The 25,998-nt window shown below is 57.1% G+C and carries 20 protein-coding genes and 2 pseudogenes; 11 read left to right on the top strand and 11 right to left on the bottom strand.

What is annotated here, in order from left to right; translation table 11 throughout:
- Positions 1-7: 7 nt before the first annotated feature.
- The 3 genes from CFter6_RS05165 to CFter6_RS24905 are packed head-to-tail and all read right to left on the bottom strand — an operon-like array spanning position 8 to position 3,354.
- Entirely contained in the window at positions 8-1,015 is a 1,008-nt protein-coding gene (locus CFter6_RS05165; RefSeq protein WP_061539014.1) for a glycosyltransferase family 2 protein, read from the bottom strand.
- Between the two features lie 57 nt (positions 1,016-1,072).
- Complete coding sequence (locus tag CFter6_RS25495; protein WP_150118639.1) at positions 1,073-1,735, bottom strand: hypothetical protein; 663 nt, start codon at positions 1,733-1,735, stop codon at positions 1,073-1,075.
- Positions 1,732-3,354 (bottom strand): DUF2142 domain-containing protein, encoded by a 1,623-nt coding sequence (locus tag CFter6_RS24905; RefSeq protein WP_082814606.1) that lies wholly within the window; start codon positions 3,352-3,354, stop codon positions 1,732-1,734. The genes CFter6_RS25495 and CFter6_RS24905 overlap by 4 nt, the downstream gene beginning before the upstream one ends.
- 286 nt (positions 3,355-3,640) lie before the next feature.
- On the opposite strand from CFter6_RS24905, the pseudogene CFter6_RS26350 reads away from it, so the two are divergent.
- The 4 genes and pseudogenes from CFter6_RS26350 to CFter6_RS05180 all read left to right on the top strand — a co-directional run.
- A pseudogene (locus tag CFter6_RS26350) lies at positions 3,641-4,152 on the top strand (transposase); the annotation flags it as partial.
- Positions 4,153-4,247: 95 nt separating this feature from the next.
- Positions 4,248-5,129 carry a Kdo hydroxylase family protein gene (locus tag CFter6_RS05170; RefSeq protein ID WP_061539015.1) on the top strand — a complete coding sequence of 294 codons (882 nt, stop codon included), beginning with the start codon at positions 4,248-4,250 and terminating at the stop codon, positions 5,127-5,129.
- The gene (gene waaA / locus CFter6_RS05175) at positions 5,126-6,448 is read left to right on the top strand and encodes a lipid IV(A) 3-deoxy-D-manno-octulosonic acid transferase (protein ID WP_236904532.1); all 1,323 of its coding nucleotides are present in this window, start codon (positions 5,126-5,128) and stop codon (positions 6,446-6,448) included. Before CFter6_RS05170 ends, waaA begins: the two co-directional genes overlap by 4 nt.
- A gap of 14 nt (positions 6,449-6,462) precedes the next feature.
- Positions 6,463-7,251, top strand: coding sequence for a YdcF family protein (locus tag CFter6_RS05180; RefSeq protein ID WP_061539016.1), 789 nt, complete (start codon positions 6,463-6,465; stop codon positions 7,249-7,251).
- Positions 7,252-7,348: 97 nt separating this feature from the next.
- On the opposite strand, the gene CFter6_RS05185 is transcribed toward CFter6_RS05180, so the two are convergent.
- The 3 genes from CFter6_RS05185 to CFter6_RS05195 are packed head-to-tail and all read right to left on the bottom strand — an operon-like array spanning position 7,349 to position 13,180.
- Positions 7,349-8,776, bottom strand: coding sequence for an efflux transporter outer membrane subunit (locus CFter6_RS05185; protein ID WP_061539017.1), 1,428 nt, complete (start codon positions 8,774-8,776; stop codon positions 7,349-7,351).
- A complete protein-coding gene (locus tag CFter6_RS05190; protein ID WP_061539018.1) occupies positions 8,769-11,921 on the bottom strand; it encodes an efflux RND transporter permease subunit in 3,153 nt (1,050 codons plus the stop codon). The genes CFter6_RS05185 and CFter6_RS05190 overlap by 8 nt, the downstream gene beginning before the upstream one ends.
- 11 nt (positions 11,922-11,932) lie before the next feature.
- Positions 11,933-13,180, bottom strand: a complete 1,248-nt coding sequence (locus tag CFter6_RS05195) for an efflux RND transporter periplasmic adaptor subunit (RefSeq protein WP_061539019.1) — start codon at positions 13,178-13,180, stop codon at positions 11,933-11,935.
- A gap of 255 nt (positions 13,181-13,435) precedes the next feature.
- Between CFter6_RS05195 and CFter6_RS05200 the strand changes: the two genes are divergently transcribed.
- Positions 13,436-14,080, top strand: coding sequence for a TetR family transcriptional regulator (locus CFter6_RS05200; RefSeq protein WP_061539020.1), 645 nt, complete (start codon positions 13,436-13,438; stop codon positions 14,078-14,080).
- Between the two features lie 20 nt (positions 14,081-14,100).
- On the opposite strand, the gene CFter6_RS05205 is transcribed toward CFter6_RS05200, so the two are convergent.
- From CFter6_RS05205 to CFter6_RS05220, 4 genes are all read right to left on the bottom strand, one after another.
- Positions 14,101-15,402, bottom strand: coding sequence for a TolC family outer membrane protein (locus CFter6_RS05205; protein WP_061539021.1), 1,302 nt, complete (start codon positions 15,400-15,402; stop codon positions 14,101-14,103).
- A gap of 70 nt (positions 15,403-15,472) precedes the next feature.
- Positions 15,473-15,796, bottom strand: a complete 324-nt coding sequence (locus CFter6_RS05210; RefSeq protein ID WP_061539022.1) for a rhodanese-like domain-containing protein — start codon at positions 15,794-15,796, stop codon at positions 15,473-15,475.
- 8 nt (positions 15,797-15,804) lie between these two features.
- The gene (locus tag CFter6_RS05215) at positions 15,805-16,470 is read right to left on the bottom strand and encodes a protein-L-isoaspartate O-methyltransferase family protein (protein WP_061539023.1); all 666 of its coding nucleotides are present in this window, start codon (positions 16,468-16,470) and stop codon (positions 15,805-15,807) included.
- Positions 16,471-16,538: 68 nt separating this feature from the next.
- The gene (locus CFter6_RS05220; protein ID WP_061539024.1) at positions 16,539-17,177 is read right to left on the bottom strand and encodes a TetR/AcrR family transcriptional regulator; all 639 of its coding nucleotides are present in this window, start codon (positions 17,175-17,177) and stop codon (positions 16,539-16,541) included.
- Positions 17,178-17,377: 200 nt separating this feature from the next.
- On the opposite strand from CFter6_RS05220, the gene CFter6_RS05225 reads away from it, so the two are divergent.
- The 5 genes and pseudogenes from CFter6_RS05225 (at position 17,378) to recQ (ending at position 22,018) form a co-directional block, all read left to right on the top strand.
- Complete coding sequence (locus CFter6_RS05225; protein ID WP_236904533.1) at positions 17,378-17,659, top strand: YkgJ family cysteine cluster protein; 282 nt, start codon at positions 17,378-17,380, stop codon at positions 17,657-17,659.
- 51 nt (positions 17,660-17,710) lie between these two features.
- A complete protein-coding gene (locus tag CFter6_RS05230) occupies positions 17,711-18,265 on the top strand; it encodes a DUF1439 domain-containing protein (RefSeq protein ID WP_167351359.1) in 555 nt (184 codons plus the stop codon).
- A 99-nt stretch (positions 18,266-18,364) separates the two neighbouring features.
- A pseudogene (locus CFter6_RS05235) lies at positions 18,365-19,209 on the top strand (undecaprenyl-diphosphate phosphatase).
- Between the two features lie 80 nt (positions 19,210-19,289).
- The gene (locus tag CFter6_RS05240; RefSeq protein ID WP_061539027.1) at positions 19,290-20,162 is read left to right on the top strand and encodes an undecaprenyl-diphosphate phosphatase; all 873 of its coding nucleotides are present in this window, start codon (positions 19,290-19,292) and stop codon (positions 20,160-20,162) included.
- A gap of 11 nt (positions 20,163-20,173) precedes the next feature.
- Positions 20,174-22,018: a DNA helicase RecQ gene (recQ, locus tag CFter6_RS05245; protein WP_061539028.1), complete on the top strand. Its 1,845-nt coding sequence runs from the start codon at positions 20,174-20,176 to the stop codon at positions 22,016-22,018.
- 38 nt (positions 22,019-22,056) lie between these two features.
- On the opposite strand, the gene CFter6_RS05250 is transcribed toward recQ, so the two are convergent.
- Entirely contained in the window at positions 22,057-23,235 is a 1,179-nt protein-coding gene (locus CFter6_RS05250) for an FAD-dependent oxidoreductase (RefSeq protein ID WP_061539029.1), read from the bottom strand.
- A gap of 331 nt (positions 23,236-23,566) precedes the next feature.
- On the opposite strand from CFter6_RS05250, the gene CFter6_RS05255 reads away from it, so the two are divergent.
- On the top strand, positions 23,567-25,879 hold the full coding sequence (locus CFter6_RS05255) for an NADP-dependent malic enzyme (protein WP_061539030.1): 2,313 nt from the start codon (positions 23,567-23,569) through the stop codon (positions 25,877-25,879).
- The last annotated feature ends 119 nt before the right edge of the window (positions 25,880-25,998 follow it).

Consider the following 25,998-nt stretch of genomic DNA (forward strand, 5'->3'; position numbering starts at 1 on the left):
AGTTTGCTTAAGCCGCGATGTCATCGGACGGCGGCACTGATTGCATATCGTGATCAATCGAATGATCCAGTACCGCGTTCACGCCTTTGTCATCCCGTAGCCGAAAACGCACATCTTCTATGAGTTTGCGGTTCGCTGCCAGCAGATCTGCCAAAAAAGCTACCAGCAAGGTTTGAAATCCCATTACCAGCAAGACAGCGGCAAGGATCAGCGACTGTATGTGGCCGCCGCCTTCGCCGCCGACGTATTTCCACATGAAGCGCAAACCGATCAGCAGGCCAGCGCCGAACAATACGGCGCCAATCGTCCCGAAGAAGCGAAACGGACGATAGATGATGAAAATCCGTACGATGGTGACTACGCTCCGTGTTACATAAGATGAGATGCTCTTGACCAGGCGTGACGGTCGCAAGTCTCCATTCACCCGAATTGGCACCGAAATGATGCTCATGTTCTTCTGGCCGGCCTGGATGATGGTTTCCAGCGTGTAGGTGTAGCTGCTGAAAACAGTCAGGTTCTGGGCCGCGCTGCGGCTGATGGCGCGAAAGCCGCTGGTGGCGTCCGGTATGTCCGTCTTGCTGGCGACACGGACTACCCAGCTGCCTAATTTCTGCAGCATCTTTTTCACTGGCGAAAAGTGTTCAATCGCTTCGATCGGGCGTGCACCGACCACGATATCGGCTTGATGGGCGACAATAGGTGCGGTAAGTGCTGGAATATCGTCTGCATTATATTGATTATCAGCGTCGGTGTTGACAATGACATCCGCTTTCAGGTGCAGGGAGGCTTCCAAGCCGGTCATGAATGCTCGTGCTAAGCCTTGATTGCGAGTATGGCGTACAACATGATCAACGCCATTTTCCTTGGCTACCTTAATAGTGTCGTCGTCGCTACCGTCGTCAACGACCAGCCATTCGACGCTATCAAACCCTGAAACTTTCTTGGGTAAGGCTGCAAGCGCGATGGCTAGCGTTCCTGCTTCGTTATAGCAGGGAATTTGAATAATAAGCTTCAATTTTGTTCCATTTTTCAATTTAATATTATCTGCATGGGGGATTTTTACTATCCATCTTCAATGAGATTCCAAATTTTTTGGCCAAAACAGTACTGAAATACTTAAGATGCAAAGCAGAGTCAGCACGATAATAGTGCCTACATATTTATTATGAGACTCGGTAATGGCGCTAATAGAAAATATCAAGCTTTTATTCAGTACTAAACCATTACGAATTAACTTACCTTGAGTTATATCCGATGTCATCCATGCCGAAACAGCTTTTCCCGAGGGGCTGTCAATTCCCTCAAGAATAAGAGTAGCTGGCTTATTTCTAATATCCTTAAAAGAAAGAATCCCATAACAGAATCGTCGATAAGCATTGTCGCGTATCAGACTCGCATTCAATTTAATCTGTTGTGAAAAATTTTCAGATTTCAGAGTCAACGCAAAAGTGCCAATATTGCGCCGATTATTATAATTTGCCAATAATAAATCTACACAAAGGGTATCTGATTTTCCCAATTGTCTTGTATTAATCCAGCTCCAATTGAGCGGTTGTTCGAAGCGAATCCCAGTCGTTAGCTCTCCAGTCGGAGTTTGTTCCGAAATCTCTGGGGGAGAAAGAATAGTATGTTCGTATTTTTTCGAATAATCGCCATTTAGAAAAATATAAATGAAAATCGGGAAGAAAATCAGCCAAAAAAGAAAAATTATGAATGAATTAAAAAATCTCATCATGAATATTTTAAATAAAATGGAAGAGCTTGCTGGACATAGACGAAAAGTTCAGCGCATGCTAATAAAGAAACTGCTATATTAATTAGCAATCCAGGAACTCGCAACCGCATTAGTGCAATCGAAGCTGATAGAAGGGCAAATGGAATAATTGGATAAAAATATCTACCTTGTGTTGCTAAAATTTGACCTTCTGTTAAATAAGCTTGATAAATATGATATAAAAAAACAGAACCAAAAAATAATGTGAATATAAACCCATAAATCGCAATTTTATCTAAGGCATTATTAGGGTGGAAAATTAAAAAGCATGCCACAATCCCGAGGAGTATCGAGATGGGGATGATGAGAAAGAAAATAAAATTCAAATTAGTAATACTTGTATAGCCAATAAAGGCTGTAAAAATGAAAGCAAAAAAAATACCTGCGATCAAAAATAGGAATTTCTTATGATGATTAAAAAAATAAAAATTTCCAAATAAGGGTGAAAATTCTTTTTTATGTGCCAATATTTCATTTTTTGAAATATGTAGAATAAGCATCGCGATGTAAATGACACAAATGCATGCTACGATAAATAAAATTGTCAAGAAAACGGTATAGGGAAAATTATCTGCTGTGGCAATTACAAATCTTAAATGACGTGGTAGCACATCGTATGTAAGATAAAAATTTTCTTGGCCGGGGCCAAAACTAATAAACATGCCGTAAAACCAATGGATGACTGTATCGAACGTTGGATGAAAATGTATAAAATCAGGAAAATTCTGAGATAACGGTATATCTAATCCTGGTTTTCTATCTGTCCCCGATGTATAAAGAGGATTGCCAAAATATATAAAATTGCGCACCATCCAGATTAATGGCATGGATACTGCAGTTAGGGAGACTCCTAAAGCATGAAGGGCTCGATTGGATTTTGGAAGTTCCAGAATCAAAATGAAAATCACGGGAATAAGTAGAACCCAAGGCGTCATCATTTTTGTTGCACCCGCAATAGTAAGCCACATTGCGCATTGATAAGAATCTCTGATTTTGTTATAGATAATGAAACGTGTGAAAAAAAAGGTAGCTAGCGCGCAGAAAAGAAAAAGTAATATATCGTGATTTGTGCCAGAAGATAAATTCGATACCATTGGAATAAAACTAATGGCAGCAGCAATCGCAGTGGATCGTGATGTATCTAGTCCGATTGTTTTGAAGATTCGGAATAAAACTAATAGCAACAAAGCGCCAGATAAGGCCGACACAATTCGAGGTAGGCGAAATAATATCTCTGGATCGTCAGTGATAAAACTTCCAATTTTCAATGGTATTGCTGCAACGACATAATATATTGGGGGATGCTGTGCAATCCAATTGTAAGCAGGTTGTGCATTAGTAGTCTTCTCAACATATTTCATGATATCAGAGCCAATAATCGATTTTCCAGTCGATGGAGCACTCAATATGGGAATTCCTTTTCCATATGCGATATCCTGAACATACGCGAAATGTCCAATTTCATCGGGAACGCCTGGAAAGGGCGTTACAAAAAAAGAAAGATAAAGTGCTTTTATAAAAAAAAGCAAGGAAATAAGCAATATGGATTTTGGATAGTTTTTAAGTATATTTGAGAACATACTTCACTTTGTTTTGAACAAATAAGACATCACAGGGTTTATTTATTTTTTAAGTACTTGCATTACTGAAGTATGATTTTCAAGGAAAATGAAAAAAATTGAGATTGTTTTCATGTATTATTTTGTATCTCAATGTATTGTTTTGTGTGTGCCATATGGATCCTCATTGTTTATTTCTGATAAATTCAATTTTTCTGGCGAAGTGCTGATTTATTCGATGGCGCGCGATTTTCAATGAGAACAGTAGCTAAGAGAGTTGCATCAAATCGACAATCTGCAGGGGATCATACAAAAGAGTTTTTCGGATCTTAAATATGCGGCGAAGAAGAAATTGATGCGGCGCTACCGCTTTCTGGCAGAGATTGATACGGCAGCACCGTAGACCGAGCTGTGGACTGAAATTGCCTCGTTCTATCCGAAAGCAGAAGGTAGTGGCCAGCCGCCGATTTGGCTGGCGCTGATGTTGCGGATGTACGCGGCGCAACAGTGTTTCGGACTTTCCGATGGAGGTATCGAAGATGCAATTTACGACAGCCAGGTCGTCCGCGGTTTTGTCGGCATCGATTTTAATCACGAGTCGACATCGGATGCGGCGACATTGTCGAAATTTCGGCGCTTGCCGGAGAGTCACGACCCGACACGCAAGATATTCGGGCGATCAACGCTCATCTTGCCGCCAAAGGCTTCCTCATGTGGGAAGGGACGATCGGCGATGCCGCGCTGATTGTTGCACCGCCATTGGCGAAGAGCCTTGACAAGGTACGCGATCTGGAAATGCATCAGTCAAAGAAAGGAAATAATGAATAGCTTCGAATTATTTGCAGTTTTGATTTATTCGACAGTGAGCTGGTCTGAAGATTCACGCAACGATGACAACGCGGCATAATACGGCCATGGAACAACAAATTCTCGAAATCGACATCGCCGACTGGCAGATCGGCACGCCCAATTCGGCGTGGATTTCCGCGCTTGAAGCCGGAAAAGTCCTGTATTTCCCTCATCTTGGTTTTACTTTTACTGCCGACGAGCAGCGCTTCTTGACACCCGCGATCCGCGACCCGAAAAGCCGCAATATCAGCCTGGATGCCAACGGCAGGCTGAAAGGCGCACTGGGCGATGCAGCCGACCAGGTTGCGTTGGCGAACATGATCGGGCGTTTCCGGACGCAAGCGCAGCAGCTGATCCACTCCTTGCTCCCGGCGTATGCCGACAGCCGCAGCGAACTGCGCATGGCGCCTACCAGCTACCGGCCGATGCAGGTGGAAACCCGCACACAGTCGTGGCGCGCCGATGATCGCCGCCTGCACGTCGATGCCTTCCCGTCGCGCCCTAATTATGGCGAGCGCATCTTGCGCGTATTCGCCAACGTCAATCCGGACGGCGTGCCGCGCGTATGGCGGGTCGGCGAGCCTTTCGAAGATGTGGCGCAACGTTTCCTGCCGAGGGTGAAAGCCTATTCGCGCTGGCAGGCCCAGGTATTGCAGGCCTTGCATGTCACCAAGTCGCTGCGCAGCGAGTACGACCACCTGATGCTGCAGTTGCACGACACCATGAAATCGGACCCGGAATATCAGAAGGATGGGCCGCAAGTGACCCAGCCGTTTGCCGCCGGTTCGGTATGGGTATGTTTTTCCGACCAGACGCCGCATGCGGTGATGGCAGGCCAGTACATGATGGAGCAGACCCTGCACTTGCCGGCCGCCAAGCAGTACGATCCCGGCGCCAGTCCGCTGGCGATCTTGCGTCGCCTGACCGGCCGTGCGCTGACCGAATGAAGGCTGCGTCGGGGTTTGATGCGGGACGGGCATGGCGTATCCGCTTGCTGTATTCGGCAGTCTGGTGGCTGGCGATGCCTTTGGTCTTGCTGCGCTTGTGGCGTCGCGGCAGCAAGGAACCGGGCTATCGCCAGCATGTGGCGGAGCGCATCGGCTTTTATCCGCCGGTGGCGTCGTCGCTGGCGTCGCGCAAATTCCTTTGGGTGCACGCGGTCTCGGTAGGGGAGACGCGCGCCGCGGAGCCCCTGATTGCGGCCATGCTCGATGCCTATCCGGAGCACGCCATCCTGCTGACACATATGACCGCAACCGGCCGTGCAACCGGACAAGCTCTGTTCGGCAAGTCACCGCGTGTGCTGCAGTGTTTTCTTCCCTACGATACCGGCTGGATGGCCGGCCGCTTCCTGCGCCATTTCTCGCCTGTCCTGTGCGTGCTGATGGAAACCGAAGTGTGGCCGAACCTGATCGCCCAGTGCGGGCACTACAAGGTGCCGGTGGCGCTGGTCAATGCCCGCCTGTCGGAGCGCTCCCTGCGTCGCGGCAAACGCTTTGCCACCTTGATGACTGAAGCTGCCAGCGGCATGTCTTGTGTCGGCGCGCAGACCGAAGCAGACGCCGGACGCCTGCGGCAGCTCGGCGGCGACAATGTGCAGGTGACCGGCAATCTTAAGTTCGACGTTACACCGGCTCCGGCCTTGCTGGCTGTCGGCGCGGCAATGCGGGAACAGATCGGCAGCCGTCCGGTGCTGCTGTGCGCCAGCACTCGCGATGGTGAAGAAGAACTGATTCTTGAGGCTTTGTCCAAACGAAGCCAGGACGATGCCTATGCCGATTTGCTGACAATTATCGTACCGCGCCATCCGCAGCGTTTCGATGAAGTGGCGGAGATGGCGCGAGCAAAAGGATTGCTGCCATTGCGCCGCACTGGCCTGGGCGATCAGGCGGTGCGGCAGCAGGTGAAGGTGCTGGTCGGCGATTCGATGGGAGAAATGTTCGCCTATTACACTGCTTGCGACGTGGCGTTTATTGGCGGCAGCCTGCTGCCGATGGGCGGGCAAAACCTGATCGAGGCGTTTGCAGTCGGCAAACCGGTATTGATCGGGCCGCATACCTTTAATTTTTCGGATATCACCGAACAGGCTATTGCTGCCGGCGCGGCGCAGCGGGTGGGCGATGTCGGCCAAATGCTGGACACAGCCCTGCAACTATTGCAGGCCAGCCAGCAACGCCAGGCAATGGGCGAGCGAGCCATTCATTTTGCGCAACTGCATCGGGGCGCCACCACGCGCACCTTGGCCTTGCTGGCGCCGTTTATCTGATCTTGCCTACAACCATGAATGCATCTTTTGTCGTCACCAAAGTGGTAAGCGCGCTGCTGCTGCTGCCAACCAACCTGATCTTGCTGTGTATTGCGGGAATGCTGCTGCGGCGTGCTTTCCCGCGCATCGGCATGAGCATAAGCCTGGCGTCATTGCTGCTGCTGGCAATATTCAGCAGCAGGGCCGGGGCTTTACTGCTTGTGGCGCCGCTCGAACAGCGTGCTCCGCCGCTGGCCGCCGGCGCTGCCGACGGCGCGCAAGCCATCGTCATATTGGGCGGGGGCAGGCTGGGAAGCGCGCCAGAGTATGACGGCGGCGACACGCCAAACTATTGGACCCTGGCGCGCTTACGTTACGGCGCCAGGTTGCAGCGCCAGACCGGATTGCCAATCCTGGTGACGGGCGGAGCGCCTGAGGGGCAGAAATTGTCGGAGGCGGCAATGATGGCAAACAGTTTGCGGGATGATTTTGCGACGCCGGTCAAATGGCTCGAAGAGGGTTCAGACGATACCGAACAAAATGCAAAATTCACGGCCAGGATCCTGGCGCAAGCGGGGGTGAAAAAGATCGTGCTGGTGACAGACACGTTGCAGATGCCGCGGGCCCAGATGATGTTTGTCGATGCAGGCCTGGAAGTGACGATGGCGCCGACCGTATTCTTTAGCCGGGACCGGCTTACCATTCTCAATTTCCTGCCGTCGGGAGAAGGCTTGCGCCGCAGCGAATACGCCCTGCATGAATGGCTGGGAATACTTTGGTACCGCGCTCGCCACGCGGCAGCTCATTATCGGCTGGCAGCATGACCACGGCAAGCTGACTGGTTGTGGATGCCTGAAATAAAAACGCCGCACAAGTGCGGCGTTTTTTTGTTGCTGAACTCGCTAACTCAAGCGTGAACGACTATTTCGCCGCCACAGCTGTGTTTTCATTCAAGCCGCCGCCCAGGGACCGATACAGGTCAATCGCATTGTTCAGGCGCAGCTGACGCGTCTGGATCAAGGATTGCTGCGCCGAGAACAGGTCGCGCTGCGCATTCAGGCGGTCGGTCGAACTGGCGATGCCGTTCTTGTAGCGCAGTTCGGTCAACTTCACCCGTTGTTCCTGCGCCTTGAGGAATGCATCTTGAGCAGCCAGCTGATCTTCCAATGTGCCACGGGCCACCAGCGCGTCGGCAACTTCCCTGAATGCGCTCTGTATGGTTTTTTCGTAGCTGGCGATCGCCAGGTTCTTGCGGATTTCGCTCAGCGACAGGTTGGCGCGGTTGCGGCCGCCCTCAAAGATCGGCAGCGTCAGCTGCGGCACAAACGACCAGGTACGGCTGCCTGCCGAGAACAAGCTGCCCAGCGACGTGCTCGCATTGCCGATCCCTGCCGTCAACGAGATGGTAGGGAAGAAGGCGGCGCGCGCTGCGCCGATATTGGCGTTGGCGGAGCGCAGCTGCTGCTCTGCTTCACGGATATCGGGACGGCGGTTCAGCAGGTCGGAAGGCAAGCCGGCTGGAATGTCAGTGACGATTTGTTCATCCGACAGCGATTGCGGCGCCGGCAGGTCGCCTAATGGCTTGCCGACCAGAAGCACCAGTGCGTTGGTGGCCTGGCCGCGCTGGCGTACCAGCGTGGTCAGCGAGACACGGGCCGATTGCACCAGCGTTTCGGAATTGCGCAAGTCGAGTTCTGACGATGCGCCGACATCAAAGCGCATCTTGTCCAGCTTGTAGTCGTCCAGGCGGCTGTCCAGGGTCTGCTGCGCCAGTCTTTGCTGCTCGGCATACGACTGCTCGGTCAGGTAAGCCTGGGCCACTTGCGAGATCAGGCTGATCTGCGCTGCCTGGCGTGCTTCTTCGGTTGCCAGGTAGCTCGCCAGTGCAGCGTCTTTCAAGCTGCGTACGCGACCGAAGAAATCCAGCTCGAACGAGGTCATGTTCAGACCGACCTGGTAGACATTGCCAACCGCGTTCTGGCCGGGCACCAGCTGGTACGTGGCAGTGCGGCCGCGGGTGCGGCTGAAATTGCCGTCGAAGTTCGGCAATGCATCGGCCGCGGTGATGTCGTACTGGGCACGCGCCTGTTCGATGTTCAAGGCGGCGGTGCGCAGGTCGCGATTGTTTTCAAGCGCCGAGGCGATCAGCGCTTGCAGCCGCTGGTCCGGGAAAAACTGGCGCCAGCCGAGCGCCACCGCATCCAGCTGCGCCTGGCCGTCGGCGGCGGCAGGATAGCTGCCGGCGACCGGCGCTTCCGGCCGCACGTAGGTCGGCGCCATGGTGCAACCCGAGAGGACGCCGGCCAGCAGCAGGGCGCCGGTCAGTTGCTTGGGTAATAAATTAAACATGCTGATTCTCCGGATCTATTTTCTTGTTGGCATCGTGCAGTTTCTGCTGGCGTTCGCTGCCCTTGAAGAACTTGCGCACCACCACGAAGAACACCGGCACCAGGAACACCGCCAGTACTGTCGCAGTGATCATGCCGCCCATGACGCCGGTACCGATGGCGCGCTGGCTGCCTGAACCGGCGCCGGTCTTGATCGCCAGCGGCAACACGCCGAGGATGAACGCAAACGAAGTCATCAGGATCGGACGGAACCGCAGATGCACCGCTTCCAGCGTCGCTTCGATCAGGCCCTTGCCTTCAGCCTGCAGGTCTTTGGCGAATTCGATAATCAGAATCGCATTCTTGGCCGACAAGCCGACCACGGTAATCATCCCGACCTTGAAGTACACGTCGTTCGGCATGGCGCGCAAGGTAACGCCCAGCAGCGCGCCGAGAATACCGAGCGGCACCACCAGCATCACTGCCAGCGGAATCGAAGTGCTTTCATACAATGCCGCCAGCACCAGGAATACAGCGATCAGCGACAGCAGGTACAGCATTGGCGCTTGCGAACCGGAAGTTTTTTCTTCCAGCGACTGGCCGGTCCACTCGAAGCCGAAGCCAGGAGGCAGTTTGGCAGTCAGCGCTTCCATTTCATCCATCGCTTCGCCGGTGCTGTGGCCAGGTGCTGCGCCGCCGGAAATCTTCATCGCCGGATAGCCGTTATAGCGCGACAGCTGTACCGGGCCCTTGATCCAGTGCGAGGTGGTGAATGACGAGAACGGCACCATGGTTCCTTGGGTGTTCTTGACATACAGCCTGGCCAGGTCTTCCGGTTGCAGCCGTTGCGGCGCATCCGCTTGCACGATCACGCGTTGCTGACGGCCCTGGTTCGGGAAGTCGTTCACGTAAGAGGAGCCGAGAGCGGTCGATAGCGTGCTGTTGATGGCGCTGAACGATACGCCCAGGGCATTGGCCTTGTCGCGGTCGATGTTCAACTCCACTTGCGGCGAATCTTCCAGGCCTTCCGGACGGACGCCAGCCAGGATTTTGCTCTGCGACGCCATGCCCAGGATCTGGTTACGCGCTGCGGTCAAAGCAGCATGTCCCTGGCCCGAACGGTCTTGCAGGCGGAAGGTAAAGCCGGTGGCGTTGCCCAGTTCCGGGATCGGCGGCGGGTTCAGCGGATAGACGATAGCGTCCTTGATTTGCGAGAACACGCCAAACGCTTTGCCGGCGATCGCGTCGGCAGATTCAGCCGGGCCACGTTCGCTCCAGTCCTTCAGCGGGGTAAACACCAGGCCGGCATTCTGGCCGTTACCGGAGAAGCTGAAACCGGTAATTGCCACCACATTGGCCACGGCAGGCAGGCTCGCGTAATACTTTTCGATCTGCTTGATGACTTCCAATGTACGGTTGCTGCTGGCGCCCGCAGGCAATTGCACGTTGGTGATGATGTAACCCTGGTCTTCGGCCGGCAGGAACGAGGCCGGCAAGCGCGTGTAAAGCACGCCTACGCAAATCAGGATCGCACCGTACACCACCAGATAGCGGCCGGTCTTGGTCAGCATCTTGGCAATCACGCCCTGATAGCCGTTGGTGGTTGCGTTGAACTTGCGGTTGAACCAGCCGAAGAAACCCTTCTTCTCGTGATGATGTCCTGCTTCCACCGGTTTCAGGATGGTGGCGCACAGCGCCGGCGTCAGCGTGAACGCCATCAGTACCGAGAACACCATCGAAGCGACCATCGACAGCGAGAACTGGCGGTAAATCGCGCCAACCGCGCCGCTGAAGAACGCCATCGGAATGAATACCGCGATCAGCACCAGGGTGATGCCGATCAGCGCGCCGGTGATCTGGCCCATCGCCTTGCGGGTTGCATCGCGCGGCGACAAACCTTCTTCGCTCATGATGCGTTCGACGTTTTCCACAACCACGATCGCATCATCGATCAGGATACCGATCGCCAGCACCATGCCGAACATGGTCAGCACGTTGATCGAGAAGCCGAACAGCAGCAGCGTCGCAAATGTACCCATCAGCGCCACCGGCACCACCACGGTCGGGATCAAGGTGTAGCGGATGTTTTGCAGGAACAGGTACATCACCAGGAACACCAGGATGATTGCTTCCACCAGGGTCTTGACCACTTCTTCAATCGAGATCTTGACGAATTTCGAGGTGTCGTAAGGGATTTCGTACTTGACGCCAGCCGGGAAGTACTTGGACAGTTCCTTCATCTTGGCTTGCACAGCGGTAGCTGTGCCCAGCGCGTTGGCGGTTGGCGACAGCTGCACACCGACGAACGATGTCGGTTTGCCGTCGAGGCGGCCGGCAGTCGCATAGGACTGGCCGCCGATTTCGATGCGAGCCACGTCGCGCAGGCGCACGATCGAACCATCCGAGTTGGCGCGCAGCTGGATATTGCCGAACTGTTCGACAGTATTCAGCTGGCCGGTTGCCACCACGGTTGCGGAGATCTGCTGTGAGCCGGGGCTAGGCAAATCGCCCAGCGTACCGCCGGCGACCAGTGCATTTTGCGCGGTGATGGCGGCTGTCACGTCAGCTGGCGTCAGGCTCAGGCCAACCAGCTTGACCGGGTCGATCCAGATCCGCATGGCGCGTTCGGTACCGAACAGCTGTGCCTGGCCTACGCCTGGCACCCGTTTGATTTCATTGAGCACGTTACGCGACAGGTAATCGCCCAGCGCGATCGGATCGAGTTTGCCGTCGGTCGAGGACAGGCCGATGAACATCAGGAAGTTGCTGCGCGATTTGGTAACTTGCACGCCGTTCTGCGTAACCACCGCCGGCAGCCGTGCTTCAACCCGTTTCAGGCGGTTCTGCACGTCCACCGCTGCCAGGTCGGCATTGGTTTCCGGGGTAAAGGTGACGGTGATGGATACCGAACCGTCGGCCTGGCTTTGCGACTCGATGTATTGCAAGCCGTCGGCGCCGTTCATTTCCTGTTCGATCAGGCTGGTAACGCTATCGTCGATGGTCTGCGCGGTTGCGCCGGGATAGGAGGCGCTAACGACAATCGTTGGCGGTGCAATCGAAGGATACTGCGCCACCGGTAATTGCGTGATCGCCAAAGCACCCCCGAGCAGGATGAAGATGGCGAGCACCCACGCAAATACGGGGCGGTCGATGAAAAACTTGCCCATTAATAGGCTCCTTATTTAGCGGTAGATGTGGCAACTGAGGCGGCAGCTGACGCAGCTGCGGCACTGGCGCTGGCGCCGGCTGCTGCAGCCGGTGCGGCAGTAGCTGCCGGAGCTGCATTAGGCTTCCATGGCGACGGGTTGACCGGCGCGCCTGGTTTTACCTTTTGCAAGCCATCAACGATTACCTTGTCGCCGGCTTTCAGGCCTTCGGTAACGATCCATTTGTCGCCTTGTGCGACATCGGCGGTTACCGGCCGTACGGCCACTTTATTGTCAGCCCCGATCACGAACACCGAAGCGCCGTTGAGGTCGCGCTGGACAGCCTGTTGCGGCACGGTCAGGGCGGAGGCATTGACTGCCTGCTCGAGCTTGGCGCGTACGTACATGCCAGGCAGCAAGCTGCGGTCCGGGTTAGGGAATTCAGCACGCAGCGTAACCGAACCGGTGTTGGCGTCGACCGTCAAGTCGGAAAACAGCAGCTTGCCGGTTTGCGGGTAAGTGCGGCCGTCTTCAGTCACCAGGGTGACCTTGGCCAGGCCAGCGCCGGCGCTTTCCAGCTGACCGCTCTTCATTGCCTGCTGCAATTTGAGGATGTCGGTGCTGGACTGGGTCAGGTTGACGTAGATCGGATCGATCTGCTGCACCACTGCCAGCTGCGTTACTTCACCCTGGCCGACCAGCGCACCCTCGGTCACCAGCGCCTTGCCGATGCGGCCGGAAATCGGCGATGTTACGGTGGCGTAGCCGAGATTGAGGCTGGCGGTCTGGCGCGCGGCCTTGGCGGATGCCACATCTGCCGCGGCTTGCTTCTGGGTGGCGACGGTGTCGTCGTAATCCTGCTTGCTGACTGCATTGACATCCACCAGCGGCTTGTAGCGCTGGGCTTTCAGGGTCGCGGTAGTCAGATTTGCTTCAGCCTTGGCCAAGGTTGCCTGCGCACTATCGTAAGCGGCCTGCAGCGGCGCCGGATCAATCTGGTACAGGGTCTGGCCAGCCTTTACATCGCTGCCTTCGCGGAAATTCCGCTTGAGCACGATGCCGGCTGCCCGGGCGCCGATCTGGGCGATACGGGTAGCTTCCAGCCGACCTGGCAATTCCGTGGTGAGGGCCAGGCGTTCTGGGGCGATGGTGACGAAGGAAACACTGGCTGGCGGTTGCGCTTGGGCTTCCGGCTTCTTGCCGCAGGCGGCAACTGCGGACAGGAGCGCGATTGCCAGGGTGATACGCGTGAGACGACTGATAGAGCTAACTGAATTCATAAAATTCTCGCACGGTAATTGAGGAAAGACTGCAAATCTGACAGGTGACTCTATTTCTGGAATTGACATAGGATATATAAGTAATTGCTTTGGTGCACCGGATGCTTTGCCAGAAAGCGGGTGGAACAACCGGAATGCTGCTATTATACATACATGCATGAATGTATGCGTTGTGTATATACGATGTCTGTATTGCCAATTAATTATTTGCTGCAAATGCACAAAGTATCGTAACAGTTTGGAGGTCGGCTCAAAATGGCTAGAAGTACAAAAGAAGAGGCACTGGAAACACGCGGCCGCATCCTGGATGCGGCGGCCGAGGTGTTTCACCAGCATGGCGTAGCGCGCACCACCCTGGCTGACGTCGCCAGCGCCGCTGACGTAACGCGCGGAGCTATCTATTGGCACTTCAAGAACAAGAGCGATTTATTCGATGCAATGTGCGAGCGGGTGCGCCTGCCGATGGAGGCGATGATAGAAAGAACCGCCGACGAAAATGCCCATGATCCTTTGAACCAGTTCCGCAACAGATGTTTGTTTACCCTGCAGGAGGCGACGCTGAATCCGGAGTCGCGCAAGATTTTTGAAATCGTCCTGCATAAATGCGAGCTGGTCGATCCGGAAGATCCGATTTATATCCGCCAGCACGAATGTTTTTTGCAAGGCCGCACCGATATCGAACGCTTGTTGCGATTTGCGATTGCGAAAGGGCAGTTGCCGCGCGAGCTCGATCCTATACTGGCTGCGGTCATGGTGCAAGGCTTGCTGTTCGGCATCCTGAACAACTGGACCTTCAGTCCGCAGAGTTTTGATCTCGCGGAGAACGTGTCGAAAGTGGTCGATAACTGCATCCACATGTTCAAGACCTCGCCGTTCATGCTGAAAAGCAGCGAAGCCTGAACGTGGCCTGCGGAGCCGTCTTAATATGCTGCCGGCGTCAGCAAGGCATTGATTTGCTGCAAGTCTTCTTCTTTCAAGGCGCCCACCGCTGACTTCAGCTTCAGGCTATTCATCAGCGTATCGTAACGCGCCTTGGCCAAATCCCTGCGGGTCGAGTACAGCTGCTGCTGTGCGTTCAGCACGTCGATATTGATGCGCACGCCAACCTGATAGCCCAGCCGGTTCGAATCCAGCGACGACTGGCTGGAAATCTCCGCCGCTTCATACGCCTTGATCTGGGCCAGGCCGCTGCTGACACCCAGATAGGCCTGGCGCGCATTCAACGCGGCGTTCCTGCGCGCGTTCTCAAGGTCCGAACGTGCCTTGTCTTCCAATGCCACTGCCTGCCGCACGCCGCTATTGACGGCGCCGCCGGCGTACAGAGGGATCGTCCACTGGACGCCGATCGAGTTGCTCATCTGCGAAATATTATAAAAAGGTATCGGGCTGCCGCTGACATCAGAGTGCGCGCGGCTGGCCACCAGGTCGACCGTCGGCAGATGGCCGGCACGGTTCCTCTTGATCTCGTATTTTGCGCTATTGAGCGCAATTTCCTGGCCCACCACGCCGAAATTCTGCTGTTCGGCGCTGCTGACCCAGTTCTCGATCGCAGCCGGCTGCGGCGCGCTCAGCTGGACTCCGGCGCGCAGGGTTGCCAGCGGCGCCGGCGGCTTGCCGATAATCTGCTGCAGCACATTGCGAGCGACTTCGAGGTTGTTGCTGGCGGCGATTTCCTGCGCGATCACCAGATCGTAGCTGGCCTGCGCCTCGTTGCTGTCGGTAATGGTGGCGGTGCCGACTTCGAAATTGCGCTTGGCTGAAGCCAGCTGCTCGGCAATCGCGCTTTTCTGGGCTTGCAGCGTCGCCAGCACGTCTTGCGCCGTCAGCGTGTCGAAGTAAGCCTGGCTGACGCGCAGCATCAGGTCTTGTTCAGCCTGGGCAAACTTTACCTCGCCGGCGGCGACCGACAGCTTGCTTTCCTGGTACTGCTGCCAATATGCCGGGCGGAACAGCGGCTGGGTAAGCTGCAGGCTGTAATTGTTGGTGATGGTTTTCCAGGATTCCCCGGCGCGGCTGTAGTTGCCGCCGAAGCCGACTACCGGCAGCAGGGCGGCGCGTCCCTGGATGCTGCTTTCATTGCTGGCGCTGAGCGCATAGCGTGCGCTGGTGTATACCGGATCGTTGGCCAGCGCTTGCTGATAGGTCTGGACCAGGTCGACTGCATGCGCATTCGCGGCCAGCAACGCGCTTGCGATCAACGAGGCCATCAGGGTATTGCGCATTACACTCTCCGGAACAATGGCGGCAGGTAGGTATGATCTGGTTTAAAAGGACCTGAGCAGGGCCTGAGCCCTAGTAGGTCGGCATGGCCGGATCCACCTGCTGCGCCCAGGCGTGGACGCCGCCGGTCAGGTTGCTGACCGCGGAAAATCCTTGACGTTCGAGAAACGCGGCGACCTGCATGCTGCGCGCGCCGTGGTGGCAGATGCAGACGATCGCCTGGTCCTCTTCCAGGTCATTCAGGCGCGCCGGCACGGTTTGCATCGGCATCAGCTGCGCCGCGGCGATGTGGCAGGTCTCGTATTCCCAGGGTTCGCGCACGTCCAGCAGCAACGGCGTCGGACGCTGCGGATCGGCGATCCAGGCGGCCAGTTCTGAGGCGGTGAGATGTTGCATGGGCAGGCTTAGAATTTGAATTGGGAGTGAACGGCAGCTTCGCGCAGCGGTTTGACGTTGGTTTCAAACAGGTGCACCGTGCTGTAGTTGCTTTCCGTGGTACGGGTGATGATCTGTGCCGACATTACCGGCGCTTCGCCCAGGATGGCGACAATCCGGCCGCCGACATTGAGTTGCTTGAGGAAGGCGTCAGGCAGCGTCGACAGCGAGCCGGAAATCACGATCACGTCGTAGGTCTTGCTTGCGCCCTGGTCCCAGCCCTGGGCGCCGTTGCCAAGCACTACCTCGACATTGGTGATGCCGTAGGCAGCCAGGTTCTTTTCGGCCAGCGCTTTCAGATCGGGATCGATTTCTACCGTCGTCACATGCCTCGCCTTGTAGCACAGCAAGGCAGCCATGTAACCGGAGCCGGCGCCGATCTCCAGCACTTGCTCATGTTTCTTCACGGCAGCTTGCTGCAGCAGGCGCGCTTCAACCTTGGGCGCGAGCATGCTTTCGCCGTTCGGGCCAGGCAGCGGGATTTCGGTATCGGAAAACGCCAGGCTCTTGTAAGCGGCAGGAACGAATTCCTCGCGCCGTACTACCGTCAGCAATTCCAGCACGTCCAGTTCCAGCACGTTCCAAGGGCGAATTTGCTGTTCGATCATGTTGAAGCGGGCTTGTTCGATATTCATGGTTAAGGCTCGGTAGTGAAAATAAAGGGCTCATTCTATCAAAGCCCACCCTCAAATCCTATTGCACGCTACGGTTTGCTGAGCAAGCCGTGCAGGCAAAGATCGATAAAACTGTCCAGGTAACTGCCTGCATCCACCGGCTCTACGTGGCAGGGGTTGAGCGGTTGTTGCCACATCATCAGCATGATCACCGGAGCGATCAGCACGTTGGCGGTCTGGCGCACGTCGATCGCGCGAAATTCGCCGCGCTCTATGCCACGCTGCAGCATGCGCATGATCATGGCTTCGCCGCGTTCGCTGACTTCTTCGCGGTGGAACGCCGCCAGCTCAGGGAAATTGCCCGATTCGGCCATCAGCAGCTTGGTGATGCCGGCCAGCTTGGTGGCGCCGATCTGCTCCCACCAGCCCAGCAGGATTTCGCGGAACAGGTCGGCGCTTGGGCCCTGGTAGCCATCGATGATATCTTCCGCTTCCGCCAGCGCCGGCAAGATGTTTTCACGCACCACCGCCTTGAACAACTCTTCCTTGCTCTCGAAATACAGGTACAGCGTGCCCTTGGATACACCAGCCAGGGCGGCGACGTCGCCCAGCCGGGTGGCGGCGAATCCGCGTTCGACGAACAGGTCCAGCGCGGCCGCCAGCAGTTCCTGCGGGCGCGCTTCCTTGCGTCTTGCCCAGCGGGGTTTGGAGCTGAAAGGGCAGTTCATGAATACTTGCTATCTTCAATTAATGACTTAAGAGTCAGTAATGTAAGCGGCAACCGTGGGAGTGTCAAGAAGGGTTGGCGCGTGCGCTGGAACTTGGGGCATGCACGGCGATTGCCGGTAGAATCTGGCCTTCGGTTAAATCGGCATTGTCACAGGTTTCGGATGTTTGCAAAAAATACATGGATCGGCGAGGGTGGGGAATGAGCGCGCAAATGGGTGCGCAAGGCAGCGCTTGCCGCCCGGATTGCGGCGCCTGCTGCACGGCGCCGTCGATCTCGTCGCCTATCCCCGGCATGCCCGGCGGTAAACCGGCGGGCGTGCGCTGCATCCAGCTGGACCAGTCCAATCTTTGCCGGATTTTCGGCAGTCCCGACCGTCCCGCGGTATGCGCCAGCCTGCAGCCGGCGCCGGATATGTGCGGCAGTTCCCGGGCGCATGCGATGCATTACCTGGCAACGCTGGAACGTTTAACCGCCGCGTAGGGTCTGTCTGCAGACAGAATAAGGAAAATCCGAATGCAAATGAAAAATTACATGCCTGTTACGAAAATGCCAGTGCTGCTGGGTTTGCTGGCGACGTTGCTGTTGTCTTCCTGTGCGGCCCTGATCGGACCGCGCGATGTCGAATTTCCATTGGCTAAATTGCAGCAATCGGTAGACAAGCGCTTGCCGTTTTCCCAGCGGTACCTGGGCCTGTTCGAAATAACTGCCGACAAGGCCCAGCTCAGCTTGCCGCCCGAGCAGAACCGCCTCGCCATGACAACCGACGTGATCCTGACCATGCCGCTGCTGGGCAAGTCGTGGAACGGCAAGATGGCGATTTCGGGCGTGCTGTTCCTGGACAACCCGCATAACGCGGTGACCTTGCAGGAGCCGAAGCTGGACAGCCTGGTGCTAGATGGCCTCGACAATACCTACGCTGCGCAAGTCACCCAGATCGGCAATCTGCTGGCGCATCAGCTGCTGACCAACCTGCCGCTGTATACCTTCAAACCGGAAGACCTGCGTTATGCCGGCGTCGCGTTCATGCCGACAAAAATCGGCACCAGGGCGGAAAATCTGGTGGTCACGTTTGAACCGGTAAAATAGCCGGCAAGTTTTAAGACAACACTCGCAACAATACGACTGCCAGGGCGGTATCATTCGCCCCGGCGCTTGATTTCTTTTCTCTTACTACTCCCACACTACATGGATATTATTCTCGCGTTAAAAGTGCTCATCATGGGCCTGGTCGAGGGATTCACCGAATTCCTGCCTATCTCGTCGACCGCCACCTGATCCTGGCCGGCAGCTTGCTCGATTTCACCGCCGACATCACGCGCGAAAAAGCCGAAGTGTTCGAGATTGCGATCCAGGCTGGCGCGATTTTCGCAGTGTGCTGGGAATACCGGGCCCGCATCGGCGCGGTCCTGCGCGGCCTGACCAGCGATCCCAAGGCGCGCAAGCTGGTCGTCAACCTGGTCATCGCCTTTGTGCCGGCCGCGCTGCTGGGACTTTTTTTCAGCAAGATGATCAAGGAAAAACTGTTTGCGCCCTTGCCGGTGGCGATTGCGCTGATCGTCGGCGGTTTCATCATCCTGTGGGTCGAGCGCCGCAACAAGGGCGGCGACCGCGTCGCCCGGGTCGAATCGGTGGACGACATGAGCGCGCTGGACGCCTTGAAGATCGGCGTGGCCCAGGCGTTTGCGCTGATTCCCGGCACCAGCCGTTCCGGCGCCACGATCATCGGCGGCATGATGTTCGGCCTGTCGCGCAAGGCGGCCACCGAGTTTTCGTTTTTCCTGGCGATTCCCACCTTGTTTGCCGCCACCATCTATTCGCTGTACAAGGACCGCGCGCTGCTGTCGGCTGCCGACATCCCGCTGTTTTCGATCGGCACAGTCGCCGCGTTTGTCTCGGCATTCTTGTGCGTACGCTGGTTGCTGCGTTACATCAGCAGCCACGATTTCACTGCATTTGCCTGGTACCGTATCGTGTTCGGCCTGGTGGTGATCGTGACCGGCTACACCGGCTGGGTGAACTGGACGCATTGAGCTGGACGCATTGAGCCGGGCCTGCGGCAAAAGAGTTATCCAGGCGAGTTATCCGGGTCTTGAACGAACAGGAGGGTGTTGTGGCAGGTGTATGTTCCGCTGGTACCGATATCGGGTTTGCATCGCTGGATTACGTGCAGGTCGCGATCCTTGGCGTAATTCAGGGCATCTCTGAGCTATTGCCGATTTCTTCCACTGCGCACATGCGCATCGTCCCGGCCATACTGGGCTGGCACGATCCCGGCTCGGCGTTTTCGGCGGCGATGCAGCTGGCGGCGCTGGCGGCCGTGGTCAGCTACTTCTGGCGCGACGTGCGCGAGGTGACCGTCGGCAGCATCACCGCGGTGCGCGAGCGTAATTTCAGCAGTCCGCCGTTCCGTCTCGGGGTGGCGATCATCCTGGCGACGATTCCGATCGGCATCGCCGGGCTGGCGCTGGCGCCGGTGCTGAACGCCTGCGGCTCGCCGCTGCGCAGCCTGAGCGTGATCGGTTACGCCTGCATCGCCATGGGACTGCTGCTGGCGATTGCCGAACTGAGTTGCCGCCATCGCCGCACGGTCGGCGAGATGCGTTTGCGCGACGCCTTGATCGTCGGCCTGGCGCAGGTAGGAGCGCTGATTCCGGGCGTGTCGCGTTCCGGTTCGACCCTGACTGCCGCCTTGTTTCTCAACTTCAAGCGTGAAGAAGCGGCGCGTTTCTCTTTCCTGCTCGGCTTGCCTGCGATCGCGCTGGCCGGCTTGAAAGAGTTGCTGGTTTTGTTCCACCTGCATATGCCGCTGGAGACCTGGATGCTGCTGATTTTCGGCCTGGTGGTCGCCAGCATCTCGGCTTTCGGCGCGATCTGGGGATTGATGAAATTCCTGGAGAAGTTTTCCACCTGGCCGTTCATCGTGTATCGCATCGCCTTGGGGGTTTTCCTTCTGGTGGCTGTGCACAACGGGTTCCTTAGCTAAATGAATATTTGATGTCACACTCGCCACATCCAGACGTATCCGCCGGTTCCGACCCGCAAGCACTCCACATACTGCAAACGGTATTCGGTTACCCCTCTTTCCGTGGCCAGCAGGCTGAGATTGTCAGCCACGTAGCCAACGGCGGCGATGCGCTGGTATTGATGCCGACAGGCGGCGGCAAGTCGCTGTGCTACCAGATCCCGGCCTTGCTGCGGGACGGCGTCGGCGTGGTGGTGTCGCCGCTGATCGCGCTGATGCAGGACCAGGTCGATGCGCTGGCCGAAGTCGGCGTGCGCGCCGCCTTCCTGAATTCGACACAGACCTACGAAGAAGCCTCGCAGATCGAACGCCGCGTGCGCAGCGGCGATCTCGACCTGGTATATGTAGCGCCGGAGCGCCTGCTGACGCCGCGCTGCCTGGACCTGCTGGAATCGTCCAAGATCGCCCTGTTCGCGATCGACGAGGCGCACTGCGTTTCACAATGGGGGCATGATTTCCGGCCCGAATACATCAAGCTGTCGATCTTGCACGAGCGTTTTCCGCAAGTGCCGCGGATTGCGCTGACGGCCACCGCCGACCAGCAGACCCGCGAGGAAATCGCGCTGCGCCTGCAACTGGAGCAGGGCGCGCGTTTCGTTTCCTCTTTCGACCGGCCCAACATCCGTTACCAGATTGTCGAGAAGGCCAACGGCCGCAAGCAGTTGCTCGATTTCATCCAGAGCGAGCACGCCGGCGACGCCGGCATCGTGTATTGCCTGTCGCGCAAGAAGGTTGAAGAGACGGCTGAATTCCTGGAGCAGCAGGGGATACAGGCCTTGCCGTACCACGCCGGCATGGACTATGCCCAGCGGACCAAGAACCAGGGGCGGTTCCTGCGTGAAGACGGCATCGTGATGGTGGCCACCATCGCCTTCGGCATGGGGATCGACAAGCCGGATGTACGTTTTGTCGCCCATCTGGACCTGCCGAAAAGCATAGAGGGTTATTACCAGGAAACCGGCCGCGCAGGCCGCGACGGCGGCCCCGCCAACGCCTGGATGGCGTATGGCTTGCAGGACGTGGTGCAGCAGCGGCGCATGATAGATGAGTCGGAAGCCGGCGAAGTCTTCAAGCGGGTGCTGGGCGTCAAGCTCGATGCGATGCTCGGCCTGTGCGAGACCTTGCATTGCCGGCGTGTGCGTTTGCTGGATTATTTCGGCCAGGGCTCCGAACGCTGCGGCAATTGCGACACCTGCATGAGTCCGCCGGTGTCGTTCGACGCCACGGTGGTGGTGCAAAAGCTGTTGTCGACGATCTACCGGGTCGACCAGCGGTTTGGCGCGATGCATGTGATGGATGTCTTGCGCGGCATCGATTCCGACAAGATCAAGCAATGGCGTCACGAGCAGCTTTCCACCTTTGGCATCGGCAGCGACCGCAGCGAAGCCGAATGGCGGGCCATCTTGCGGCAGTCGATTGCGCTGGGCCTGATCACGGTCGACCATGAAGCCTACAGCGCGCTCAAGCTGACCGACGCCGCGCGGCCGGTATTGCGCGGCGAGCAGCCGGTGCAGTTGCGGCAGTACCAGAAACCGGTCAAGCAGAAACGCAGCGGCAGCAAGCCCAAGGGTTATGTCGAAACCGACCTGTCGACGCTGGAGCAGGCGATTTTCGAGAAACTGCGCTGGTGGCGGGTCGAGACTGCACGCAAGCACAACGTGCCGGCCTACGTCATCTTCCACGACGCCACCATGCGCGAAATCGCCAAGGCGCAGCCGTCATCCCTGGATGATCTGCGCGGCGTCAGCGGCGTCGGCGAGAAGAAGCTGGAGACTTACGGCGCTGAAATTGTCGAGCTGATTGCCGAGTTTGCCTGACATCCCGGAGGCGCTCGACGGCAGCGCCGCTCAATTCCTTAAATCGTCGTACCCAAGGCTGCCATCAGGGCTTGCCGGATTTTCGCCTCTTGCGGCGCCACTCCAAAACCCACCATCACCCCTTGCGCATCAAAGAAACGGCAAATGGTGGTCGCGCCATCCAGTTCGGTTTCCCAGCGGCCGGCCGCCACCGCGTGCGACGGCGGCGGCACCAGCGCCAGCGGATAGCTCGGGGTCTTGACGATCACCGGTGAATGCTTCAGGTCGATCGCGGTATCTTCACCCGTCAGGGTCTTGGCAATCGCGCGTGCCGCGGTAAGGATAGGCGCGATGTATGGCAGGGGACTGGTGCGGCCTTCGCTGTCGACGCGATACTCGGCGCAATCCCCTAGCGCATAGACATCGGCAGCGCTGGTGCGGCCATGGCTGTCAATCATGATGCCGCGGCCAGTAGCCAATTTGGCTGCCTGCGCCAACGCCAGGTCAGGGCGCAGGCCGACAGCGGACAGGACAACATCGGCAATCACTGCTTCGCCGTTCGACAAGGTGAGCTTGATCGCGCCGTCGGCATGGTCGATGCTGGCGGCGGTGGTTCCTAGCTGGAGGGCGATGCCGCGGGCAGTCAGCGCTGCCTGCAAACCTTGCGACAAAGCCGGTGCCGCCAGTGCTGCCAAAGGCAGGGAATTGGGATCGATCAGCGTCACCGTGTGGCCATGCGCGGCCAAGTCGTCGGCAAACTCGCAACCGATCAGGCCGGCGCCCAGGATTGCTACCCGCGCCGTTGCCTGTTGATCCGGCAGCAGCTTGGCGCGGAAGGTGGCGTAGTCTTCGATGTGATTGACCGACAGCACGCGGTCAGCAGCGTCGCCGGCGATGTTCAGGCGGATAGGCTGGGCGCCGACGGCAATCACCAGCTGCGCATATTCGAAAGCGCCGCTGCTGGTGTCGACCACCTTGGCCGCGGTGTCGATGCCCTTGACCCGGGTCTTGGTCATGATGTGGGCGCCGACCTGCTCAGCCATCTGCACCGCGCTTTGCGAGATCAGCTGCGCAGCCAGTTTCTTTTGCGCGAAGGCGTTGGACAGCATCGGCTTCGAATAGAAACCGCCATCGTCGGCAGTAATGATCAGCAGCGCCGCTGTCTTGTCCAGCTTGCGCACCTCGCGCGCCAGAGAATATGCAGCCATGCCGGCGCCGATGATGATGATGGGTTTCATGAATGTCCTGAAGGATGGTTGGCGGTAGCGAGGAACGCGACGTGTGGCATGCTCGCCGCCGCAATATTTGCGGCGGCTAATTTTACAACAAGCGCCTGGATCTCAATCATTTCAAAATTTGGCCCGACGGCGGAATTTCAGATGAACATATCTCAGTGAGTTGATTATATGTATAGGGTCAATAGTTTTTAAGATTGTATTTAAATAATTTAATAGTTTTTATAAATTATCCTATGAAATAGCCATTCACCATGCGAAATTCACATAATCGGCCGCGACCAGTCTGATAAAATCAAGGACTTTCACTTGTTACGCTTGGGGACAGACGCATATGGATTCGATGATCGATAAAAAAGAAGAACTTCGTCAACAATTGCGTCAGGCGGCGCTTGAGTATCACGAGTTTCCGACCCCGGGGAAAATCAGCGTCACCCCGACCAAGCTGCTGACTAACCAGCGCGACCTGGCGCTGGCGTATTCGCCAGGCGTAGCTGCCGCCTGCGAAGAAATCGTGGCCGATCCGGCCAATGCCTTCCGCTATACGGCTCGCGGCAACCTGGTTGCCGTCATCACCAACGGCACTGCCGTGCTTGGCCTGGGCAACATCGGGCCGCTGGCGTCGAAGCCGGTAATGGAAGGCAAGGGCGTGCTGTTCAAGAAATTCGCCGGCATCGATGTCTTCGATATCGAAATCAACGAAACCGATCCGGAAAAGCTGTGCGACATCATCGCTTCGCTCGAGCCGACTTTCGGCGGCATCAACCTGGAAGACATCAAGGCGCCAGAATGCTTCGAGATCGAACGCAAGCTGCGCGACCGCATGAAGATCCCGGTATTCCATGACGACCAGCACGGCACTGCGATCATCGTCGGCGCCGCGATCCTGAACGGCCTGAAAGTGGTCGGCAAAGACATCAAGAGCTGCAAGCTGGTGGTGTCGGGCGCGGGCGCAGCGGCGCTGGCCTGCCTCGACCTGATTGTCGACCTTGGCTTCCCGATCGAGAATATTTTCGTCACCGACCTGGCCGGCGTGGTCTACAAAGGCCGGGTCGAACTGATGGATCCGGACAAGGAACGTTTCGCCCGCGAGACCGATGCGCGCACACTGGCCGAGCTGATTCCAGGTGCTGACATTTTCCTCGGCCTGTCGGCCGGCGGCGTGCTCAAGCAAGACATGGTGAAGGCGATGGCGGCGCGGCCGCTGGTGCTGGCGCTGGCCAACCCGACCCCGGAAATTCTGCCGGAAGACGTCAAGGCGGTACGCGACGACGCCGTCATGGCGACCGGCCGTTCGGACTATCCGAACCAGGTCAACAATGTGCTGTGCTTCCCCTACATTTTCCGCGGCGCGCTCGATTGTGGCGCCACCACCATCACGCGCGAGATGGAAATCGCGGTGGTGCATGCGATCGCCGAGCTGGCGCAAGCCGAACAGTCGGACATCGTAGCAACCACCTATGGCATCACCAACCTGTCGTTCGGCCCTGAGTACATCATTCCAAAACCGTTCGATCCGCGCCTGATGATCAAGATCGCGCCGGCAGTCGCCAAGGCCGCCGAAGCGTCTGGCGTCGCCAGCCGTCCGATCAAGGACATGGAAGCCTACATCGACAAGCTGCAGCAATTCGTTTACCGCAGCGGCACGTTCATGCGGCCGCTGTTCCAGATCGCCAAGAAAACGACGGCGGAGAAGAAACGGATCGTGTATGCCGAAGGCGAAGAAGAACGTGTACTGCGCGCAGTGCAGGTGGTGGTTGACGAAAACCTGGCGCGTCCGATCCTGGTCGGCCGGCCGGCGGTGCTGCAGCAGCGCATCGAGCGCTTCGGCCTGCGCCTGAAAGCTGATGTCGATTTCGAAGTCATCAATCCCGATTTCGACGAACGCTACCGCGACTACTGGCAGACTTTCCTGGCGATGACCAAGCGCCAGGGCGTGACCGAACAGTACGCCAAGCTGGAAATGCGCCGCCGCCATACGCTGATCGGTTCGATGGCGATCCACAAGGGCCATGCCGACGGCATGATCTGCGGCACCTACGGCACTACCAGCCTGCACTTGAACTACATCGACAAGGTGCTGGGCCGGCGCGACGGCGTCAATGTCTATGCGGCGATGAACGCGCTAATCCTGCCGAGCCGGCAGCTGGTGCTGGTCGATACCCATGTGAATGAGGATCCGACCGCCGAACAGCTGGCGGAAATCACGATCCTGGCCGCGGAAGAAATGCTGCGTTTCGGCATCAAGCCGCGTGCAGCCTTGCTGTCCCATTCCAATTTCGGCACCAGCAACAGCGCTTCGGCGCAAAAAATGCGGAATGCCCTGGCCATCATCAAGGAGCAGGCGCCGGATCTGGAAGTCGACGGCGAAATGCACGGCGATACCGCGCTGGACGGCGAGCTGCTGCGGAAAGTGATGCCGGATTCGTCCCTGAAAGGCGACGCCAACCTGCTGGTGATGCCTAACATCGACGCTGCCAACATCGCCTACAACCTGCTCAAGAATACTTGCGGCAACGGCGTTGCGGTGGGGCCTATCCTGCTGGGCTGCGCCAAGCCGGTCCATATCCTGACGCCGTCGGCCACTGTGCGCCGCATCGTCAACATGACTGCGTTGTGCGTGGTGGATGCGATTTCGGCGCGCTAACCCGAAAGCAGCAGTAAAACATAAGCAGAGATAGAAGGACCCAGGAAGGACCCAGCTTTACCGCCAAATGACCGGCGGCAAAGCTGGGTCTTTTTTTTTACGGCAGGCATCTCCGGGCA

Origin of the sequence: Collimonas fungivorans (assembly GCF_001584145.1) — a bacterium.
Classification (GTDB): domain Bacteria; phylum Pseudomonadota; class Gammaproteobacteria; order Burkholderiales; family Burkholderiaceae_D; genus Collimonas; species Collimonas fungivorans.

Excerpts from the sequence above, each read along its gene's own strand:
- CFter6_RS05230 (WP_167351359.1), top strand. The coding sequence starts at position 17,711 with ATGCCTGTTACGAAAATGCCAGTGCTGCTGGGTTTGCTGGCGACGTTG.
- CFter6_RS05225 (WP_236904533.1), top strand. The coding sequence starts at position 17,378 with ATGAGCGCGCAAATGGGTGCGCAAGGCAGCGCTTGCCGCCCGGATTGC.
- CFter6_RS05205 (WP_061539021.1), bottom strand. The coding sequence starts at position 15,402 with ATGCGCAATACCCTGATGGCCTCGTTGATCGCAAGCGCGTTGCTGGCC.
- CFter6_RS05250 (WP_061539029.1), bottom strand. The coding sequence starts at position 23,235 with ATGAAACCCATCATCATCATCGGCGCCGGCATGGCTGCATATTCTCTG.
- waaA (WP_236904532.1), top strand. The coding sequence starts at position 5,126 with ATGAAGGCTGCGTCGGGGTTTGATGCGGGACGGGCATGGCGTATCCGC.
- CFter6_RS05190 (WP_061539018.1), bottom strand. The coding sequence starts at position 11,921 with ATGGGCAAGTTTTTCATCGACCGCCCCGTATTTGCGTGGGTGCTCGCC.
- CFter6_RS05200 (WP_061539020.1), top strand. The coding sequence starts at position 13,436 with ATGGCTAGAAGTACAAAAGAAGAGGCACTGGAAACACGCGGCCGCATC.
- CFter6_RS05170 (WP_061539015.1), top strand. The coding sequence starts at position 4,248 with ATGGAACAACAAATTCTCGAAATCGACATCGCCGACTGGCAGATCGGC.
- CFter6_RS05195 (WP_061539019.1), bottom strand. The coding sequence starts at position 13,180 with ATGAATTCAGTTAGCTCTATCAGTCGTCTCACGCGTATCACCCTGGCA.
- CFter6_RS05220 (WP_061539024.1), bottom strand. The coding sequence starts at position 17,177 with ATGAACTGCCCTTTCAGCTCCAAACCCCGCTGGGCAAGACGCAAGGAA.
- CFter6_RS25495 (WP_150118639.1), bottom strand. The coding sequence starts at position 1,735 with ATGATGAGATTTTTTAATTCATTCATAATTTTTCTTTTTTGGCTGATT.
- recQ (WP_061539028.1), top strand. The coding sequence starts at position 20,174 with ATGTCACACTCGCCACATCCAGACGTATCCGCCGGTTCCGACCCGCAA.
- CFter6_RS24905 (WP_082814606.1), bottom strand. The coding sequence starts at position 3,354 with ATGTTCTCAAATATACTTAAAAACTATCCAAAATCCATATTGCTTATT.
- CFter6_RS05210 (WP_061539022.1), bottom strand. The coding sequence starts at position 15,796 with ATGCAACATCTCACCGCCTCAGAACTGGCCGCCTGGATCGCCGATCCG.
- CFter6_RS05180 (WP_061539016.1), top strand. The coding sequence starts at position 6,463 with ATGAATGCATCTTTTGTCGTCACCAAAGTGGTAAGCGCGCTGCTGCTG.
- CFter6_RS05215 (WP_061539023.1), bottom strand. The coding sequence starts at position 16,470 with ATGAATATCGAACAAGCCCGCTTCAACATGATCGAACAGCAAATTCGC.
- CFter6_RS05185 (WP_061539017.1), bottom strand. The coding sequence starts at position 8,776 with ATGTTTAATTTATTACCCAAGCAACTGACCGGCGCCCTGCTGCTGGCC.
- CFter6_RS05255 (WP_061539030.1), top strand. The coding sequence starts at position 23,567 with ATGGATTCGATGATCGATAAAAAAGAAGAACTTCGTCAACAATTGCGT.